This is a genomic window from Streptomyces sp. NBRC 110035 (genome assembly GCF_000829695.1).
In the GTDB taxonomy this organism is placed as follows: Bacteria; Actinomycetota; Actinomycetes; order Streptomycetales; family Streptomycetaceae; genus Streptomyces.
The window spans coordinates 43,607-61,636 of the sequence record NZ_BBNN01000046.1 but is presented as its reverse complement, the minus strand read 5'-3'; the positions used below and the strand labels follow the sequence as shown (position 1 = coordinate 61,636).

Here is an 18,030-nt window from a genome sequence, read left to right as displayed (position 1 = left end):
CTCCAGCCAGGACGGCTCCCGTACCGACGACAGCACATGCGTAGCGTCGGTGCGGGCCCGGCCTGTCGTTTTCAGCAGGCCCTTCTCCCGAGCCGCGACCAGGACGCCGTCCAGCACCCGCAGCCCGGCGTCAGCCTCCACCAGCCGATCCCGGAACTCCGACAGTACCGAGAAGTCGGACCCCGGATCGCCGAGCTGGAGGCCGAGCGCGTACTTGAAGTCGATCCTGGCCCGGACCGCTTCCGCGGCCTGCCGGTCGGTGAGCCCTTCGACGGACTGCAACACCGGTACCAGCGCGAGCCGACCCGGTGACCAGGCAGGCCTGCCCCGCGTCTGGAACAGGTCCACGGACTCCTCGTCCGTGAACAGTGACCCCGGTTCGTCCCGCACCCGGATCGCCGGACTCCCGTTCGGGAACGCGGCCCGCGCCACCCGCACCGTCTCCGCCGGGATCTCCCCAGACCCCTTCGGCTGCATCGACATCCGCACCCACCCCAAACGACAACGTCGGCCTTCAAGACCACAACCGGGTCTCGAAGGCCGACGTCACGCCAGGCCCCGGATCAACCAACAGCATCCGTAGGACGGTGCGGGGCTCTCGGGTCACTGCGGCGGACGTCAGCCGGCGTGGCCGCCGTTCACGCAGGTGTTGCCGAACGCCGGGTTCAGCGCGCCGACGACGTTGACGGTGTTTCCGCACGCGTTGACCGGCGCGTGGACCGGAACCTGGACCACGTTGCCGGACGCGACCCCCGGCGAGTGGGCCGCCACGGCGTCGGCGCCGGCGTCCGCCGCGGCCATACCGGCCCCGCCGAACACCACGGCCCCCGTGCCGAGAGCGACAGCGCCGACCTTCGCGATGCGAGACATCACGTTCTCCCTTACTGATCCGGTGAGCACGGCAGCATGACGCGCGGCCGCACGCCCCGCTCAACGCGAAGACCTCGCCCCGGTCACGGTGCTTGTCCCGGGATCACCCCTTGAAGGTGACCGAACCGGAAGGGCAACCCCCGGTTGGGCCATTCGCCGGACCCGCAGCAGATCCCTGAACTGCACCTTCACAAGAAAATTATGCAGATGGGTGTTTTGGCTGTCCAAAGTCGCAAACATCCCTTACGTTAGCCACTGAAAGTGACGAGCCCGCAACGGGCTGTGTCCACTCGGGAAAACGGAGAAGCAATGCGCAAGTACCAGAAGGCTGCTGTCGTCATGGCCATGCTCGGCAGTGCCGGCTTCCTCGGCGCCGGCGTCAGCCACGCCGGTGACAGCCCCTCGTTCGAGCTCAGCAACGAGCAGACCACGGTCTGCGCCCAGGACAACTCCGTCCAGGGCCTCGTCAACATCGACGACGTGAACGCGGGCGTCGGCGCCCTGCTGGGCCTCGGCAACGCGGAGAACACCGAGACCAACGCGGTGGCCTGCGCCTCCAGCTTCACCCTCGGCGGCTGATCACCGACAGGTGGTCCAGGCGGGTCCCGGGGCCCGGACCCGGTGTCCGGGCCCCGGGACCGCCCGGCAGCGGGTGCGGTGGCACTCATTTCCGAAGGTGTGACGCGGCGTTTCATCTATCGACTGCCGTGAACGTCGCCTACATTAGCGACTGTGAGTTACCAACCCGTCACGGGTTGTGTCAGTACGAGAATGGAGCAGTAATGCGCAAGTACCAGAAGGCTGCTGTCGTCATGGCCATGCTCGGCAGTGCCGGCTTCCTCGGCGCCGGCGTCGGCCACGCCAACGAAGGGCCGGAGGTCGAGCTCAGCAACGAGCAGACCACCACCTGCGTCCAGGACAACTCGAAGCAGGGCCTGATCAACATCGACGACATCAACCTCGCGGTCGGCATCCTGGGCCTCGGCAACGCGGAGAACACCGAGACCAACGCGGTGACCTGCGCCTCCAGCTTCGCCATCGGCGACAAGTGATCGCTGCCAGGTGATCCGGGCAGGTCCCGGGGCTCGAACCCACGGGTTCGAGCCCCGGGGCCGCCCGGCATGTCGGCCGGTCCGGGTGTCCGGAACGGCTCCGCCGCTCAGTGGCGGCAGATCGACCGTCAAGGAAAAAGGTAGATGTTCAAGTCGAAGAAGACCGCAGCGGCGGCGGGGGTTCTCGGAGGGCTCGCGCTGATCGGCGCCGGTGCTGTCCAGGCCTTCGGTGCCGATGCCCCGGCCAACTGCGTCAAGGACGAAAAGGGCACTGTCCGCTGCGTGCAGGTGAGTGAGCAGGACATCACGACCGACCAGTACGGAAAGATCCACTTCGTCAACAAGTCGGAGCAGTCCTGCTCCGGTGAGAGCGCCGAGGTCTCCTGCACCAACAGCGTTGCCCTCCCGGACGAGGAGTCCTGACGCCTCCCGTCGGCGGAGTGCCGTAGTTCACGGCATCCCTCCCGTCGGCACCTCCGCGTCGTACCACCCGTACAGCGGACAGTGGCCGGAACCCGGTACCGGGTCCCGGCCACTCGTCGTATGCCCGTCACCGGCCTGCCGTCGCGCAGGCGGGACCGGCACCCGGCGACTCCACGGGGGTGCAGTACGGCAGGCCGTCGATGGGGCGGTCGGTGCAGAAGCGGCCGATCAGGTCCGAGGACTCCTGCCTGCGCTCGACGGTGACCAGGTGGTCCGCCTCCCTGACCGTCGTGAACCGCGCCGCCGGAATCGTCGCGGCGAGCTCGCGGCCCATCTGCGGGGTGCACAGGGTGTCGTGCTCTCCCGTGAACACCAGCGTCGGCACGTCGGGGACGGGCAGGGGCTCGTAACAGCCGTGCGTCATCAGCCGGGTGTTGTGCTCCACCGCGTTCCTGAGCTCGTCCGGGGTCTGGTTCACGAACTGGTGACGGAGCAGGCGCGTGACGGCCGCGTGCCTGCGGACCCGGCCGGTGCCCGGGTCCGACATGAACAGCTCCACCAGACCGCCGGCCGCCGCTTCGGTCTCGCCCCGCTCCAGCGCCTGCGCCAGGCGCGGTACGGCCTCGGTGTAGATCTCGGGGAGGCGCTTGGCCGCACCGCAGAAGACGAGGCGGCGGACGGAGGCGGGATGCAGCTGTGCGAAGCGGAGGCCGACGACTTCACCGAAGCAGCCGCCGAAGAGGTTCACCGGCGGCATCCCGGTCTCCGCCAGCATGTGCTGGACCGCGGCGGCGAGGAAGTCGATCCCGTAACGGGCGGGCAGGAAGTCCGCACCACCGTATCCGGGAAGGTCCACGGTGATCACCGTGCACAGCGGCGCCAGCCACTTCTCGTGCCCCTGCCAGGAGTACCGGTTCTGGGACGAGCCGCCGAGCAGCAGCAGCGGCGCCGTCCGCGGGGCGCTCTGACGGACGATCCGGCACCCGTACGCGAAGCCCTCGAACGTCAGGCTCCGTTCCTCCACCTGCTTCCGCGGCGGAGGAACGGAGCCGAGGCGCTGGGGGTGCAGCGAGACCTGGGCGGTGGGCGGGGCAGGGCGCATGGACGGCTCCGGGACAGGGAAATGACGGCGAACCAGTCCATGATGGCCAACCGTCATGTCTTTGGTTCGTAATCACTCATTTGTGGGCGATCCCGGCGTGGAGGCATACGCGGCCAGAGCCCCGGCGCTCGAGGTGCCGGGGCTCTGGCCGCTGTGCCGATGACGCGTACCGGGATCAGTTCCCGTACGCGCTCCTGTGGCTCTCGTGGTGCTGACCGTCCTCGTTCACGCACGTGTTGCCGAACGCCGGGTTCAGTGCACCGACGACGTTGACGGTGTTCCCGCACACGTTGACCGGCACGTGGACCGGGGCCTGGACCAGGTTGCCCGACAGGACTCCCGGGGAGTGGGTTGCGGCGCCCTGGGCGCCCGCGTCCGCCAGGGCCGCTCCGGCCCCGCTCAGCGCCACGGCACCCGTGCCGAGTACGACGCAGGCTGCCTTCGCGATGCGCGACATCACGTTCTCCTTCTGATTCGATGAGTACGGCCGCAGGGGACGCGGCCGTGCTCCCCGTTCAACGCGGAGACGCACGACGGGTCACGGGGGCAGCCGCGGGTCACCCCGGGTGAGGGCGGTTTCCTCCGGCCCCGGCCCTCGGCCACCGGATTTCAGGGCAGGCGACGGACCGGCGCCCCGGCGGGACGCGAACCCTGCGGAGGTTCAGCAGGAGTGGGCGACAGGCCGGTCAGGATGCCGCGCAGACCGCCTCGACGAAGTGGCCCACCTGCTCCTCGGGCAGGTGGCGTGCGAGGTCCGCCTCACTGATCATGCCGACGAGGCGATGGTTGTCGATCACCGGCAGCCGGCGGATCCTGTGCTCCTCCATGGTGCGCAGGACCTGGTCGGCATCGGCTTCGGCATCGATCGTGACCGGCTTGCCCTGCTCCAGCCGGCCGGCGGTCATGGTCCGGGGGTCCTTGCCCCTGGCGAGACACTTCACCACGATGTCGCGGTCCGTGATGATCCCGTGCAGCCGGTCGTCCGGCCCGCAGATCGGCAGGGCTCCGACGTCCAGTTCGTTCATCCTGCGCGCCGCGTCCTGGAGTGTTTCGCTCTCCTGCACGCAGGTGGCACCGGTGTGCATGATCTCCTGGGCAGTCGTCATGGGTGTGTCCTTCCGGCGTCGCCGCCGGCGCGGGAGGAACTCGTGGAGTCTGGCCCGCCCCGGCCGGTCTCGTCCCCGTCATGACCAGTGTCGGCTGCTCTGTGCCCTTGCGCATGCCGGGAGGCAGGCGGCCGCGTCACCGCACGGCGGGGCGGGCGATGACGTCCCGCCCTGCGGTGACGGGCCCTCGTGCGACGCCACGGGGCGGGTCCGCGATGCCGTCGGTGCGGAGGCGCGACGGGTCCGGCCGCCTCGTGGGGCGGACCCTCGCTTCTCGGAGGGCTGTCCTTGCCCGTTCAGGGCCGGGCGTCGTCCCGGCCCGTGGTCGGCGGCGTATGCGGCGAACACGGCCGTCGGCGGGCCGCCCGTGTGGAGGAAGCGCTGGTCGAGGATGGTGGCGAGGTCCTTCAGAGCGCCGGCGAGCAGGGCACCCGCCAGTCGCACCTCCGGCCGCCGGGCCGCCTGCCCGCGCCGGGCGAGCACGGCGGCGTAGCCGACCGTGGCCGCCAGCGACGAGTGGTCCTCCCCGTCATGGAAGTAGTACGCCTCGGCGTACTGGGTGAAGTCGACGCGGACGCGGGCGACGTCGGTGGCCAGGCTGTCCAGCAGCAGCGCTCCCGCGGTGCAGCCGATCTGCCGCGTCGGCGGGTCCGCGTCGCGCAGCAGAGCCAGCCGGACGGCCAGGACCCTCCTGCGGGTCAGCGCCGGATAGATCTCCAGCACCCAGGAGACGGTGGCCGTCAGCAGGGCGAAACCGACGAGGGCTTCGAGCGGTGAGACCGGACGGAGCCAGCCTTCGCCGGGGGCGATGTCACCCAGCCCAAGGGTGGTCACCGTGACGAGCGACAGGTACACGGAGTCGAGCAGCGCCGGCTCCCGCGCCGCGTCGGAGCCGGGGGGGAAGGTGAACGCCCCGGGCATGTGGGGCCAGTGGACGATCGCCAAGCCGAGGACGACGGTGAGGGCCCACATGCCCACCACCGTGACCATGGAGAGCGGTCCGACAAGCCCGACCACGCGCCCGGGTGCCCGGAAACGCCGGGCGAGTCGCCAGAGCACCGTCATCACGAGGCGGCTCAGACCACCGTGGCGGGTGGGGTGCCAGAGCGTGTGGAACAGGTCCCGCAGGGTGATCATGACGAGGCCGGCGCCGGCCAGCGAGACCAGCCACTTCATCCGCGTCTCCCGCGCGGGGCCCGCACGGTGGGACTCGGACCCGACGAGGGGCGGCGGCGACCGGGCCCACGGGACGAGCCGCCGCCACGGGGCCGGCCGCCCCCGGCGGCGGCCCGGCGACCTCGCCGTCGCGCCTGGCGCTGTCGGTCGTCGTGCTTCCGACGACGAGTCGATCCCCGGGCCGAGCTCTCATGACGTCACCCGCTCCTCGCGCCTCGGTGCTGTGTCCAACGTGCCATGCGCGACGGGCGACCGCACGGGGCGAGGAGCCCAGAAGCCTGCCCGCCGAGCCCCGCGCGGCCGTCGGCCGACCCGGCCGGCGAAGAGGCCCTCCCCGGGGGAGGGCGGAGGATGAGCGCCCCCGGCAGGACTCGAACCTGCGGCCAAGCGCTTAGAAGGCGCCTGCTCTATCCACTGAGCTACGGGGGCCGGATGTGGTGGCCTCTGTCGTGGGGCCCGGGTGGCCCCGGTCCCTGACGTGCCGGGACAAGGATAGGGCTCCCGCGTCCTTGCCCCTGTCGCCTCTCCTCCGTGGCTCGATGTGGAGGTTCGGTGAAGCGGTCCCGATAATCGCAGGCAGGTACGAATCGTGCATCGCTTTTGGCCCCTCGCGCACCGGGTGTTGTGCACTCGTTATGCCTCGGCCGTGCGCGCGCCCCGGTCGTCCCTTCCGTCCGCGTGTGCCCGATCGGCGCGCAGACAGGGTCATATGCTTCAGAATTCCCATGAAATTGGGCATTCTTCACATGTGGTGACCTTGGACGTACGGCCTCAGCTGCTCGACGCACTCTCCGCCCTGCGCGACCGTGTCGCCGCCGCGCGCTTCCCGCTTCCTGTGGCGGGGGCCTCACGCGCGCGTGCCAACCGCGACGAACTGCTCGCGCAGCTCGACGACTATCTGGTGCCCCGCCTGAGGGAGCCCCGGTCGCCGCTGCTCGCCGTGGTGGGGGGCTCCACCGGGGCCGGCAAGTCCACCCTGGTGAACTCGCTCGTGGGGCGGCGTGTCAGCGAGGCGGGCGTGCTGCGGCCGACGACACGGACACCGGTGCTCGTCTGCCACCCCGAGGACCACCACTGGTTCAGCGGCATGCGCGTGCTGCCCGACCTCACGCGCGTGTGGGGGCCCCGACGGGAGACCGACGAACTGCTGCTCCCGGGCGAGAACCCCGCACGTGTCCTGCGTATCGAGACCGCCGACACCGTCCCGCCCGGCCTCGCCCTGCTCGACGCCCCCGACATCGACTCCCTCGTCGCCGACAACCGCGTTCTCGCTGCCGAACTCGTCTGCGCCGCGGACATCTGGGTCATGGTCACCACCGCCGCCCGCTACGCCGACGCCGTGCCCTGGCACATGCTGCGCGCCGCCAAGGAGTACGACGTCAGCCTGGTGACCGTCCTGGACCGGGTGCCCCACCAGGTCGTCTCCGAGGTGTCCCGGCAGTACGGGGCCCTCCTCACCAAGGCCGGGCTCGGCCACGTACCGCGCTTCACCGTGCCCGAACTGCCCGAGTCGGCCTGGGGTGGCGGGCTTCTGCCGGCCTCCGCGGTGGCGTCGCTGCGGACCTGGCTCGTCCACCAGACGCAGGACCCCGCCGCCCGCGCGCACGTGATGGCGCGCACCGCCCACGGCATCCTCGACTCCCTCGACTCCCGCATGCCGGAACTCGCCGGTGCCGCCGCAGCGCAGCACGCCGCCGCGCTGCGGCTCACCTCCGCTGTCGAGAGGGCGTACGACAAGGAGCACGCGCGCCTGCGCGGCCGGCTGCAGGCCGGAACCGTGCTCGCCGGTGACGCGCTCAAGCGGTGGCGCGCCTTCCCGCTCGACTGCACGCCCAGGGAACTCCTCGACACCCTCGTGGAGGGTCTGGGCGCCCTGCTGCTGTGCGCCGTCGCCGCCGCCGACGAGCGGGTCGACACCGCCTGGCGGCGCGAACCGGCCGCGAAAGCTCCGGAGTTCACCGACCGCGACGGTGCGATGGAGAGTGCCGAGCACCGGATCGGGCTGGCCGTACGGCGATGGCGGCGCGAGCTGGAGGAGTACGCCGAGGAAGAGGTCCGCGAGCTCGACCGCGGCGCCGCCGCCGATCCCGAGACGGTCGCCGCCCTGGTCGCCACGGCGCTGCTGAGCGGGCGCCGGGCGCGGACCGCGGGGGAGAAGCTCGCCCAGCGGATCGGCGCGCACGGAGCGGTGCGGCTGAGTGACCGGGGCGGGCGGCTGCTCATCGAGCACGTGGACCGGATCATGCACACCGAACGCGAACGCCGGCTCGCGCCGCTCGACGCACTCGAGGTCCATCCGGAGCCCCAGGCCGAACTCATCGCCGCGTTGTCCGTACTGCAGAAGGAGAGGTGACCGGTGACCTCCGTCACTGACCAGGACCACACCGAGCACCCTGAGCGTTCCCAGTCCTCCGAGCGACCGGAGCGACCGGAGCGACCGGAGGGGCCGGAGAGGTGTGAGCGGCCCGAGAGCTCCGGGGGGCCAGAGGGCCCCAAGGGGCCCGAGGGCTCCAAGGGGTCCGAGGGGTCCGGTCGTTCCGAGGAAGGGCGCGGGGAGGACGGGCGGGAGCAGAAGCGGAGCAGGGGCGAGCAGCGCCCGTACGGGGACGACGTCTACGGGGACGACGCGTACGAGGAGGACGAGGGCGACGACGGGGAGCCCGGGGCGGGACCGGCCGCGCAGGCCTCGTGGGCCGACGGGCTGATCGCGCGCCGGGTGAGCGGGACGGCCGGGACCGGGGCACGGGCCCGGGCCCGAACCGGGGCGGACACCGGAACAGAGGGCGGGGTCGGTTTCGGGTTCGGAGCCGAACCGTACGCCCCCCCGGAGGCCCGCGCGCCCGCGCCGCAGAAGGTGACCCCTCTGGTATACGACGCGCCCCTGACGTCCCGGCTGGAGGCGTTGCGTGAACTGGTGGGGCTGTCCCGGGCCCGGCTGGACAGCCGGACGCTGGCCGGGGCGGGCCGGGTCCTCGACGAGGCCGCCGCGCGGCGCAGACTCTCCGGGCAGCACACCGTCGTCGCCATCGCGGGCGCGACCGGCAGTGGCAAGTCGCAGCTGTTCAACACGCTCGCCGGAGTCGCCATTTCGGAGACCGGCGTACGACGGCCGACCACCGCCGCGCCCGTCGCGTGCAGTTGGAGCGACGGTGCCGCGGGTCTCATCGAACGGCTGGGTATTCCGCCCCGGTTGCGCCGGCGCCCGCTGCAGGCGACGGCGGACGCGGACGAGCAGTTGCGCGGACTCATCCTCGTCGACCTGCCGGACCACGACTCGGCGGCCGTGCAGCACCGCGAGCAGGTCGACCGGGTGCTGGCCCTGGTCGACGCCGTCATCTGGGTCGTCGATCCGGAGAAGTACGCCGACGCGATGCTGCACGAGCGCTATCTGCGGCCCATGGCGGCCCACGCGGAGGTCATGTTCGTCGTCCTCAACCAGGTCGACCGGCTGCCCGGGGAGGCCGCCGAGCAGGTCCTGGACGATCTGCGGCGCCTGCTCGACGAGGACGGCATCGCCCTGGGCGAGTACGGCGAACCCGGTACGACGGTCCTCGCGCTGTCCGCGCTCACCGGCGACGGAGTGGGTGAACTCCGCGAAGCACTCGGGCAGTTCGTGGCCGGGCGGGGAGCGGCCGGCCGCCGTATCGCCGCGGACGTGGACATCGCCGCGGCCCGGCTGTGGCCTGTCTACGCCAACCGCCGCTGGGCCGGGCTCAGTGAGGAGGCGAGGGAGGAGTTCACGGACCGGCTCGCGGACGCCGTGGGCGCCACCGCGGCGGGCGAGGCGGCCGAACGCGCATGGCTGCGCAACGCCAACCGCGCGTGCGGCACCCCGTGGCTGCGGCTGTGGCGCTGGTACGAGGACCGGGGCGGGCCGCCCACCGGAAAGCTCCCGCAGCGGACGCAGCCCGACGAGGAGACCGCCGCCAGGCAGCGGGTGGAGCAGGCGGTGCGCACGGTCTCCGACCGGGCCTCGGACGGGTTGCCCGAGCCGTGGGCCCTGGCGGTGCGCGAGGCGGCCGTCCGGGGCTCCCAGGGGCTGCCGGAGGCGCTGGACGCCCTCGCCGTGCGCGCCGCGCTGCCGCCGGGACGGCCACCGCGGCCCGGGTGGTGGCCGGCGGCCGTGCTCGCCCAGGCGTCCATGACGATCCTCCAGTTCCTCGGCGGACTGTGGCTGGTGGGCCAGATCATCGGGTTCATGTCGCCGAACCTGGGGGTTCCGGTGCTGCTGATGGTGATCGGCATCGTCGGGGGCCCGATCGTCGAGTGGAGCTGCCGGATGGCAGCCCGCGGGCCGGCCCGGCGGCACGGGCTGGAGGCGGAGAGACGGCTGCGGGAGGCTGCGGCGGGGTGCGGCCGAGCCCGGGTCCTGGACCCGGTGGCCTCGGAACTGCTGAGGTACCGGGAGGTACGGGAGGAGTACGGACGGGTGGCGGGGGCGGGCGTGGGGTGAACCGAGGCGTACGAGGGGCGCTCCCGGAGGGACTGAAGGTCCTGAAGAACCTGAAGAACCTGCGGGGCCACTCGTACGGGTGGCGGAGTTGTCCACAGTCCGGCGGTGGTCCACAGGCTTCAGCGGGCCCGGCCCGACGGCGGCAGTCTGATGCGCAGCCGTACGGGACGGGCCCGTACGCGTATCCGCACGGCGGCCGGCGGCGGTGTCCGGGCGGGAGAGGCAGGCGCGATGAACGAGACGATGATCTGCGCGGTGGGCAACGTGGCGACGCAGCCGGTCTTCCGGGAGACGGCGTCCGGACCGGTGGCGAGGTTCCGGATGGCGGTCACGTCGCGGTACTGGAACCGGGACAAGTCCGTGTGGGCGGACGGACACACCAACTTCTTCACGGTGTGGGCCAACCGCCAGCTCGCCACCAACACCACGGCCTCGCTGTCGGTGGGCGAACCCGTGATCGTGCAGGGACGGCTGAAGGTGCGCACGGAGACACGCGAGGGTCAGCAGGGCCGTACCTCGGCGGACATCGACGCGGTGGCGATCGGCCACGACCTGACCCGGGGCACGGCGGCCTTCCGCCGCACGGGCCGCCCGGACCGGCAACAGGCCTCCCCGGAGCGGCCGGAGACCACGTGGGAGACGAGGCCGCCGGGCGAGGCGGGCGAGGTGGCAGCAGCCGAGGCAGTCCAGGCAGCCGGGGCGGTCGAGGCAGTGGGACGGGAGGGAGCGGCAGGTGTGTCCGAGGAGTCCGAGCCCGCCACCGCCGCCCAGCAGGCTCTGGAAACAGCCAGGGTGACGTGATGTCACCGGTGCGGCCCTCGACGGCGGAGCCGGCCGAAGTGCGGCCTATCGCCCCATCCGTGTCGAACGATCCCGAGTTGATTTGTCGACAAGCCCTGCTCGTACACGCCTCGGCGATAACGATTCCACGTCGGATCAGGCCTCCGGCCTGATCACCGGCAGGCGCGGTTCGCGGCGTACTTAGGATGCCGGGCATGGCTCCCGGGGTTCTCGGGGCCGGTGATTCTGCTGGTGGGACCCGTTCCCCACGTCAACGGGTCCCGCTCGGAAGGGAAATCGGTGTTTGCTGCGTCCTCTGGGTTCTCGGCGTTGTCCGCACGCGGGTCCGGTCCGGTGAGACGTCTCGCCGCCGGGACGCTGGTGTCCGGATTCGTCGCCGCCGGCGTACTGGCAGGCGCCGGGACGGCGGCCGCCGACGACGGGACGACGCGCGGTGAGGGCGGAGCGTCCGCGACCGTGGACGGCCTGAAGACGTACGGCGAGGCCGTGATCCGCAGCGCCGCCGGGGACCAGCAGGTGTCGGCGGGGCTGTTCGAGATGTCCGTCGAGGGCGGCGGCATGCTCCAGACGTACTGCGTCGACATCCACACCCCCACGCAGACGGACGCCGAGTACCACGAGACCGCCTGGAGCGGAACCTCGCTGGGTGCCAACGAGGACGCCGGCAGGATCCACTGGATCCTGCGGAACTCCTACCCCCAGGTGAACGACCTCGCGGCGCTCGCCGACCGGGCGGGCGTCCGGGGCGAGCTGACCGAGCAGGACGCGGCGGCCGGCACGCAGGTGGCGATCTGGCGCCACTCCGACGACGTGGACGTGGACGCCGTCGACCCGCAGGCGGAGCAGCTCGCGGACTACCTGGAGAAGAACGCGCGCAACCGGCCGGAGCCGAAGGCGTCGCTGGCCCTGGACCCGCCGGCCGTCTCCGGACGCCCCGGCGAGCTGCTGGGCCCGGTGACGGTACGCACGGACGCGGGCAGCGTGACGGTGTCGCCGCCGGCGGACGCCACCACGAGCGGGGTCCGGATCCTGGACGCGGACGGTCTGCCGGTCACCACCGCGGTGGACGGCACCGAGGTCTTCTTCGAGATATCCGAGGACGCGCCGGCGGACACGGTCCAGCTGACCGCGCAGGCCTCGACCACGGTGCCGGTCGGCCGGGCGTTCGCCTCCGAGAGCCGCAGCCAGACGCAGATCCTGGCCGGCTCCAGCACCTCGACGGTCTCCGCGACGGCGAGCGCGACCTGGGCGGAGCAGGGCGCGATACCGGCGATATCCGCCCGGAAGAACTGCGCCGAGGGCGGCGTAGACGTCATCACCGCCAACCAGGACGACGAGCCCTTCACCTTCGAACTCGCCGAGCGCGAGTACACCGTGGAGCCGGGCGCCACCCGCACGGTGACGGTCCCGGTGGCCGAGGACCGGACGTACGACTTCACGGTCCAGGGGGCGGACGGCTTCGAGAAGCGGTTCACCGGCATGCTCGACTGCCGGACCAAGGCCGCCGAGACCGGCGTCGACGTCCACACCCTCAGCGGCCCCACCCCCACCCCCGTGGTGGTCGGTTCCGGTGATGTCAACCTCGCCGCCACCGGCGCCACCGGCGCGGCCCCCTGGATCGTCGGCACCGCCATCACCCTGGTCGTCCTCGGCGGAACGGCCCTGGTCGTCACCCGCCAGCGCGAGACGGGGCGCGGCAACTGACCGGCACCGGCGAAAACCGCCGGCCGGACCGGGACGCACAGGGGGAAACGGCGGGCACCACGCTCACCCGCGGCCAGGCGTTCGTGCTGTCGGGCCGGCTCCACCCGGTGATGTTCCGGTGCGGCGGCCCGGAGGGGACCGGGCGTGACCGACCTGCCCGGTCACCGGTCCACGCGAGTCCGCGGACGCCGGACAGGACGCCGAGCGAGGACGGCTGACGCACTCGACCGACGCGCCCGCCGGTCAGAGACGGGTGTCTGCCGGTGGCATCCGTGAACCCCCAGGTCACGACCCCCGGACCGAACGCGTTTCGTTCCGGGGTGGCGGTGCGGCAAGATGGGGTGTATCTGCCCACTGCCAGTTTCAAGCTGCCGGACGGTTTCTCTTGGCTGAGTTCATTTACACCATGCGCAAGGCGCGCAAAGCGCACGGCGACAAGGTGATCCTCGACGATGTCACCCTGAGCTTCTACCCCGGGGCGAAGATCGGTGTCGTCGGTCCGAACGGTGCCGGTAAGTCGACCGTTCTGAAGATCATGGCGGGGCTGGAACAGCCGTCCAACGGCGATGCCTTCCTCACCCCCGGTTACACCGTGGGCATCCTGCTCCAGGAGCCCCCGCTGACCGAGGACAAGACCGTCCTGGAGAACGTCCAGGAGGGTGTTGCCGAGGTCAAGGGCAAGCTCGACCGGTTCAACGAGATCGCCGAGCAGATGGCGACCGAGTACACCGACGCGCTCATGGACGAGATGGGCAAGCTGCAGGAGCAGCTCGACCACGCCAACGCCTGGGACCTCGACGCCCAGCTCGAGCAGGCCATGGACGCCCTGGGCTGCCCGCCCGGCGACTGGCCCGTCGCCAACCTCTCCGGTGGTGAGAAGCGCCGCGTCGCGCTCTGCAAGCTGCTGCTCGAGGCGCCCGACCTGCTGCTCCTCGACGAGCCCACCAACCACCTCGACGCCGAGTCGGTGAACTGGCTCGAGCAGCACCTCGCCAAGTACGAGGGAACCGTCGTCGCCGTCACCCACGACCGGTACTTCCTGGACAACGTCGCCGGGTGGATCTGCGAGGTCGACCGCGGCCGCCTGCACGGCTACGAGGGCAACTACTCCAAGTACCTCGAGACCAAGGCCGCCCGCCTCAAGGTCGAGGGCGCCAAGGACGTGAAGCGGCAGAAGCGCCTCAAGGACGAGCTCGAGTGGGTCCGCTCCAACGCCAAGGGACGCCAGGCCAAGTCCAAGGCCCGTCTCGCCCGGTACGAGGAGATGGCCGCCGAGGCCGACAAGATGCGGAAGCTGGACTTCGAGGAGATCCAGATCCCGCCGGGTCCGCGGCTGGGCAGCATCGTTGTCGAGGTGAACAACCTCAGCAAGGGCTTCGGCGAGAAGGTCCTCATCGACGACCTCTCCTTCACGCTGCCGCGCAACGGGATCGTCGGTGTCATCGGTCCGAACGGCGCGGGCAAGACCACGCTGTTCAAGATGATCCAGGGCCTCGAGGAGCCCGACTCCGGGTCGGTCAAGGTCGGCGACACCGTCAAGATCTCCTACGTGGACCAGACCCGCGCCAACATCGACCCCAAGAAGACGCTGTGGGCGGTCGTGTCGGACGAACTCGACTACATCAACGTCGGTCAGGTCGAGATGCCCTCGCGGGCGTACGTCTCCGCCTTCGGCTTCAAGGGACCGGACCAGCAGAAGCCCGCAGGTGTCCTCTCCGGCGGTGAGCGCAACCGGCTGAACCTCGCGCTCACCCTCAAGCAGGGCGGCAACCTGCTGCTCCTCGACGAGCCCACCAACGACCTCGACGTCGAGACCCTCAGCAGTCTGGAGAACGCGCTGCTGGAGTTCCCCGGGTGCGCCGTGGTCATCTCCCACGACCGGTGGTTCCTGGACCGCGTCGCCACCCACATCCTCGCCTACGAGGGCGAGTCCAAGTGGTTCTGGTTCGAGGGCAACTTCGAGTCGTACGAGAAGAACAAGATCGAGCGGCTCGGACCGGACGCCGCGCGCCCGCACCGCGCCACCTACAAGAAGCTGACCCGGGGCTGATCTCTTGCGGCACATCTACCGCTGCCCGCTGCGCTGGGCGGACATGGACGCGTACGGACACGTCAACAACGTGGTCTTCCTCCGGTATCTGGAGGAGGCCCGTATCGACTTCCTGTTCCGCCCGGACAAGGACTTCCAGCAGGGGTCCGTGGTGGCGCGCCACGAGATCGACTACAAGCGGCAGCTCGTCCACCGGCACGCGCCCGTGGACATCGAGCTGTGGGTCACGGAGGTACGGGCCGCGTCCTTCACCCTCACCTACGAGGTGAAGGACGGCGACCAGGTCTACGTCCGCGCGTCCACGGTGATCGTGCCGTTCGACTTCGAGGCGCAGCGTCCGCGCCGCATCACCCGCGAGGAGCGGGAGTTCCTCCAGGAGTACACGGACGACGACGGCGGCGGCAGGAGTGACGCCGCCGCCGACGCCGACCAGGAGGAGGCCGTCGCGGCATGACGGTGCTCCACCTCGCCGACGGGAGGGAGGCGGCGGACCTCGTGGCCTTCCTCTCCCGGCTGCTCCACTACGACCGTGGGGCCGCGGTGCGCCTCCAGGCGTCGGGCACCGCCCTCGCGGTGTTCGGCCGGCCGCCCTCCTTCGAGGTGCTGGCCGTCCGCGCGGTACGGCTGGCCAAGCCGTACGAGGACGGTCTGGAGGCCACCCTGGACGTGACCGTGTCCGCCGGTGAGCTGCTGGAGTCGGTGGACGAGGCCGCTGCCACCGCCGCCGTGCCGGGCGCGGTGACCGGGCCGCCGTGGGCCGGGGTGCTGCCCCCGCGCAAGGGCTGGCAGGCGGCCGAACCGGGGCTGCCCGCACCGGAGGCCCTGCGGGCGCTCGTCGCCGCCGCGGTCGCCGAGTTCAAGACGCGTACGGGAGAGCTGGCGCCCGAGTCGCGTACCCGGACCGACCTCGACCGGATCGGGCGGGAGATCTGGTCCCGTACGGTCGCCCGGACCGACCTCCCGGTGCGGGCCGTGCACGCGGCCCAGTCACTGGGATTCCTGCGGGCGCCGGCGGCAGCGGGCCCGCCCGCCGGTACGGCCGGCGGTTCCGGCGAGCCGGTGCTGCTCGCCTCGGGGTCCTGGCTCCGGCTGCGGACGCCGTACGGGTCCATCGCCCTGCGGCGGGCGGGTACGGGCGGGGGGCTGGGGCTCAGCGTGCGCTGATCCCCCGAGCGGATGACCCCCGGAGGAGTCCGGTCCGGAGGGTGGCTCAGCCCGGTGAGTTGATCATCGAGGCCGCCGCGTACGTCAGGTACTTCCACAGCGTCGCGTCATGTTCCTCGGACAGGCCGAGCTCGTCGAGGGCGACGCGCATGTGCTTCAGCCAGGCGTCGTGCGCGGCCCGGTCGACCTTGAACGGCACGTGCCGCATCCGCAGCCGCGGATGCCCCCGGTTCTGGCTGTACGTGGTCGGACCGCCCCAGTACTGGATCAGGAACAGCGTGAACCGCTCCTCGGCCGGGCCGAGGTCCTCCTCCGGGTACATGGGACGCAGCAGCGGGTCCTCGGCCACGCCCTCGTAGAAACGGTGGACGAGCCGGCGGAAGGTCTCCTCCCCGCCGACCTGCTCGTAGAACGTCTGCTCCTGAAGCGTGCCGCGCCGAATCTCTGTCACCCCCCCATCGTCTCAGACGGGGCGGCATAGGCTTCAAGGCCTAGGTCCCGCCTTCCGGCCCTTTGGTCCCGGCCCGGGCCGGCACCGGTCCGGGTCCCGTCCCCGGCCCGGTGCTCGTACTGTGGGGGCATGGGTGGGCACGCTGCTCAGCAGGATCCCGACGACCTCGCCGGTGCGGCACGGGCGGCGCTGGTGCGTGAGATCGACGCGAGCGGGGCGTTCGACGCCGACCCGGTGTGGCGGGAGGCGTTCGCGGCCGTCCCGCGCCATCTGTTCGTGCCGTCCTACTACGTGGGCGCCGTCGGCGGCTACGAGCGGCGGTGGGGCGAGAGCAGCGACCCCCGGGCGCGCGAGGCCTGGCTGCGCGGCGCGTACGAGGACGTCCCGCTGGCCATCCGGATGCGCGACGGTGAGCTGCTCTCCTCCAGCAGCCAGCCGTCCCTCATGGCGGTGATGCTCGTCGAACTGGGCGTCCGCGACGGCGACCGGGTCCTGGAGATCGGCACCGGCAGCGGCTACAACGCCGCCCTGCTCGCGCACCGGCTCGGGGACGACGACCTGGTCACCACCGTCGACCTCGACCCGGAGATCACCGAGTCGGCCCGCCGCCACCTGGACGCCGCCGGTCACCACCCGGTGGTCGTCACCGGCGACGGCGCCCGCGGGGTGCCCGCCCGCGCCCCCTACGACCGGATCATCGTGACCTGCACGCTGCCGTCCGTGCCCGGGGCCTGGCTCACCCGGTGCCGGCCCGGGGCCCGCGTCCTCGCCCCGTTCGCCACCGGCCTGGTCGCCCTCATCGTGCACGGCCCGACACACGCCGAGGGCCGGTTCCTGCGCACGCCCGCCTACTTCGTACCGCTGCGCGGCGCGAACCGGTCGCAGGGAGTGCCGGCCGACGCGAGAGAGCTGGCCGGCGTGCCGCGCCGGGCCAGGGAGGACGACCGGTTCCGGTTCCTGCTGGCCCTGACCGCGGGCAGCGTCGGGGCCCGGGAGGCGTACGAGGTGTGGCGGCAGGAGGGGAGGCCGCCGCGTGAACGCTACGGCCTCACGGTCGGCGAGGAGCACTGCCGGGCGTGGCTGGACGACCCAGGAGGGCCGCACCGCTGGGTGCTGCCCTCCTGATACGCGCGTACGTGCCGTGCGCTCAGCCGCGGCGGATGGTGATGGTCGTCCAGGCGCCCACGTGGACGCGGTCGCCGTCCTGGAGCGGGACCGGGACGAACGGCTGGATCGGTTCCTCCCCGCCGTTGACCGTCGTGCCGTTCGTCGAGTTCTGGTCCACGACCGCCCAGTTGCCGTCCGGCTGCTGCACCAGCACCGCGTGCTGGTGCGAGACGCCCGGGTCCTCCGGCGGCGTCGACAGGTCGATGTCGGGGGTGTCACCGGTGGAGTGGCGCCGACGGCCGATCGTGAGCTGGTTGCCGGTGAGGGGGCGCTGCTGCTCGGGCGAGTACGCGGGCAGGTTCAGGCCCGTGGCCTCGGGGCCGGAGCGGTGCATCATCGCCATGAAGTAGTCACGGTCCGGACCGATCGTCGCGGTCCAGGCCACCGGGCCCCGGTCCTGCCCGTGCTGGCCGGGGCTGCCGGGCGGTGCCTGGGTCGCACCGGGCTGCGGGTAGCCGTATCCGCCGTGCCGGTCCTGTCCGTGCTGGTCCTGCCCGTGCCGGTCCTGTCC

At 71.7% G+C, this 18,030-nt stretch carries 19 protein-coding genes and 1 tRNA gene; 11 read left to right on the top strand and 9 right to left on the bottom strand.

Features of this window, described 5'->3' with window-relative positions:
• Together TU30_RS28875 and TU30_RS28870 are read right to left on the bottom strand one after the other, a co-directional pair.
• On the bottom strand, positions 1-483 hold a 483-nt coding region (locus TU30_RS28875), incomplete at its 3' end, for a transposase (RefSeq protein WP_042175508.1).
• Between the two features lie 135 nt (positions 484-618).
• A complete protein-coding gene (locus tag TU30_RS28870; protein ID WP_042175505.1) occupies positions 619-870 on the bottom strand; it encodes a chaplin in 252 nt (83 codons plus the stop codon).
• 309 nt (positions 871-1,179) lie between these two features.
• On the opposite strand from TU30_RS28870, the gene TU30_RS28865 reads away from it, so the two are divergent.
• The 3 genes from TU30_RS28865 (at position 1,180) to TU30_RS28855 (ending at position 2,345) form a co-directional block, all read left to right on the top strand.
• Entirely contained in the window at positions 1,180-1,449 is a 270-nt protein-coding gene (locus tag TU30_RS28865; RefSeq protein ID WP_042175503.1) for a hypothetical protein, read from the top strand.
• 203 nt (positions 1,450-1,652) lie between these two features.
• Positions 1,653-1,922, top strand: coding sequence for a hypothetical protein (locus TU30_RS28860; RefSeq protein ID WP_042175501.1), 270 nt, complete (start codon positions 1,653-1,655; stop codon positions 1,920-1,922).
• 144 nt (positions 1,923-2,066) lie between these two features.
• Complete coding sequence (locus TU30_RS28855) at positions 2,067-2,345, top strand: hypothetical protein (RefSeq protein ID WP_042175497.1); 279 nt, start codon at positions 2,067-2,069, stop codon at positions 2,343-2,345.
• Between the two features lie 127 nt (positions 2,346-2,472).
• Here the strand turns inward: TU30_RS28855 and TU30_RS28850 are convergent, their stop codons facing one another.
• From TU30_RS28850 to TU30_RS28830, 5 genes are all read right to left on the bottom strand, one after another.
• Entirely contained in the window at positions 2,473-3,447 is a 975-nt protein-coding gene (locus tag TU30_RS28850) for an alpha/beta fold hydrolase (RefSeq protein WP_052479953.1), read from the bottom strand.
• Between the two features lie 175 nt (positions 3,448-3,622).
• Positions 3,623-3,904: a chaplin gene (locus TU30_RS28845; RefSeq protein WP_042175494.1), complete on the bottom strand. Its 282-nt coding sequence runs from the start codon at positions 3,902-3,904 to the stop codon at positions 3,623-3,625.
• Positions 3,905-4,133: 229 nt separating this feature from the next.
• Positions 4,134-4,553 carry a CBS domain-containing protein gene (locus tag TU30_RS28840; protein WP_042175491.1) on the bottom strand — a complete coding sequence of 140 codons (420 nt, stop codon included), beginning with the start codon at positions 4,551-4,553 and terminating at the stop codon, positions 4,134-4,136.
• Positions 4,554-4,631: 78 nt separating this feature from the next.
• Entirely contained in the window at positions 4,632-5,729 is a 1,098-nt protein-coding gene (locus TU30_RS28835; protein WP_234308012.1) for a potassium channel family protein, read from the bottom strand.
• A gap of 356 nt (positions 5,730-6,085) precedes the next feature.
• A tRNA-Arg gene (locus TU30_RS28830) sits at positions 6,086-6,158 on the bottom strand.
• Positions 6,159-6,477: 319 nt separating this feature from the next.
• Here TU30_RS28830 and TU30_RS28825 point away from each other — a divergent pair.
• From TU30_RS28825 to TU30_RS28795, 7 genes are all read left to right on the top strand, one after another.
• On the top strand, positions 6,478-8,082 hold the full coding sequence (locus TU30_RS28825) for a dynamin family protein (RefSeq protein WP_042175489.1): 1,605 nt from the start codon (positions 6,478-6,480) through the stop codon (positions 8,080-8,082).
• A gap of 3 nt (positions 8,083-8,085) precedes the next feature.
• The gene (locus TU30_RS28820; RefSeq protein WP_042175487.1) at positions 8,086-10,182 is read left to right on the top strand and encodes a YfjP family GTPase; all 2,097 of its coding nucleotides are present in this window, start codon (positions 8,086-8,088) and stop codon (positions 10,180-10,182) included.
• Between the two features lie 231 nt (positions 10,183-10,413).
• Positions 10,414-10,983 carry a single-stranded DNA-binding protein gene (locus tag TU30_RS28815; protein WP_078878582.1) on the top strand — a complete coding sequence of 190 codons (570 nt, stop codon included), beginning with the start codon at positions 10,414-10,416 and terminating at the stop codon, positions 10,981-10,983.
• Positions 10,984-11,316: 333 nt separating this feature from the next.
• On the top strand, positions 11,317-12,687 hold the full coding sequence (locus TU30_RS28810) for a Cys-Gln thioester bond-forming surface protein (protein WP_234308011.1): 1,371 nt from the start codon (positions 11,317-11,319) through the stop codon (positions 12,685-12,687).
• 385 nt (positions 12,688-13,072) lie between these two features.
• Positions 13,073-14,737, top strand: coding sequence for an energy-dependent translational throttle protein EttA (gene ettA, locus TU30_RS28805; RefSeq protein WP_042175483.1), 1,665 nt, complete (start codon positions 13,073-13,075; stop codon positions 14,735-14,737).
• Positions 14,738-14,741: 4 nt separating this feature from the next.
• Positions 14,742-15,191: a thioesterase family protein gene (locus TU30_RS28800; protein WP_042175480.1), complete on the top strand. Its 450-nt coding sequence runs from the start codon at positions 14,742-14,744 to the stop codon at positions 15,189-15,191.
• Positions 15,188-15,901, top strand: coding sequence for a hypothetical protein (locus TU30_RS28795; RefSeq protein WP_042175478.1), 714 nt, complete (start codon positions 15,188-15,190; stop codon positions 15,899-15,901). Before TU30_RS28800 ends, TU30_RS28795 begins: the two co-directional genes overlap by 4 nt.
• Positions 15,902-15,947: 46 nt before the next feature.
• On the opposite strand, the gene TU30_RS28790 is transcribed toward TU30_RS28795, so the two are convergent.
• A complete protein-coding gene (locus TU30_RS28790) occupies positions 15,948-16,352 on the bottom strand; it encodes a globin (protein WP_042175476.1) in 405 nt (134 codons plus the stop codon).
• A 129-nt stretch (positions 16,353-16,481) separates the two neighbouring features.
• Between TU30_RS28790 and TU30_RS28785 the strand changes: the two genes are divergently transcribed.
• A complete protein-coding gene (locus TU30_RS28785; RefSeq protein ID WP_042175473.1) occupies positions 16,482-17,477 on the top strand; it encodes a methyltransferase domain-containing protein in 996 nt (331 codons plus the stop codon).
• Between the two features lie 22 nt (positions 17,478-17,499).
• On the opposite strand, the gene TU30_RS28780 is transcribed toward TU30_RS28785, so the two are convergent.
• On the bottom strand, positions 17,500-18,030 hold a 531-nt coding region (locus TU30_RS28780; RefSeq protein WP_158719387.1), incomplete at its 5' end, for an FHA domain-containing protein.

Coding starts and splice junctions, on each gene's coding strand:
- TU30_RS28845 (WP_042175494.1), bottom strand. CDS start 3,904: ATGTCGCGCATCGCGAAGGCAGCCTGCGTCGTACTCGGCACGGGTGCC.
- TU30_RS28815 (WP_078878582.1), top strand. CDS start 10,414: ATGAACGAGACGATGATCTGCGCGGTGGGCAACGTGGCGACGCAGCCG.
- TU30_RS28795 (WP_042175478.1), top strand. CDS start 15,188: ATGACGGTGCTCCACCTCGCCGACGGGAGGGAGGCGGCGGACCTCGTG.
- TU30_RS28785 (WP_042175473.1), top strand. CDS start 16,482: ATGGGTGGGCACGCTGCTCAGCAGGATCCCGACGACCTCGCCGGTGCG.
- TU30_RS28855 (WP_042175497.1), top strand. CDS start 2,067: ATGTTCAAGTCGAAGAAGACCGCAGCGGCGGCGGGGGTTCTCGGAGGG.
- TU30_RS28865 (WP_042175503.1), top strand. CDS start 1,180: ATGCGCAAGTACCAGAAGGCTGCTGTCGTCATGGCCATGCTCGGCAGT.
- TU30_RS28850 (WP_052479953.1), bottom strand. CDS start 3,447: ATGCGCCCTGCCCCGCCCACCGCCCAGGTCTCGCTGCACCCCCAGCGC.
- TU30_RS28835 (WP_234308012.1), bottom strand. CDS start 5,729: ATGAAGTGGCTGGTCTCGCTGGCCGGCGCCGGCCTCGTCATGATCACC.
- TU30_RS28840 (WP_042175491.1), bottom strand. CDS start 4,553: ATGACGACTGCCCAGGAGATCATGCACACCGGTGCCACCTGCGTGCAG.
- TU30_RS28870 (WP_042175505.1), bottom strand. CDS start 870: ATGTCTCGCATCGCGAAGGTCGGCGCTGTCGCTCTCGGCACGGGGGCC.
- TU30_RS28860 (WP_042175501.1), top strand. CDS start 1,653: ATGCGCAAGTACCAGAAGGCTGCTGTCGTCATGGCCATGCTCGGCAGT.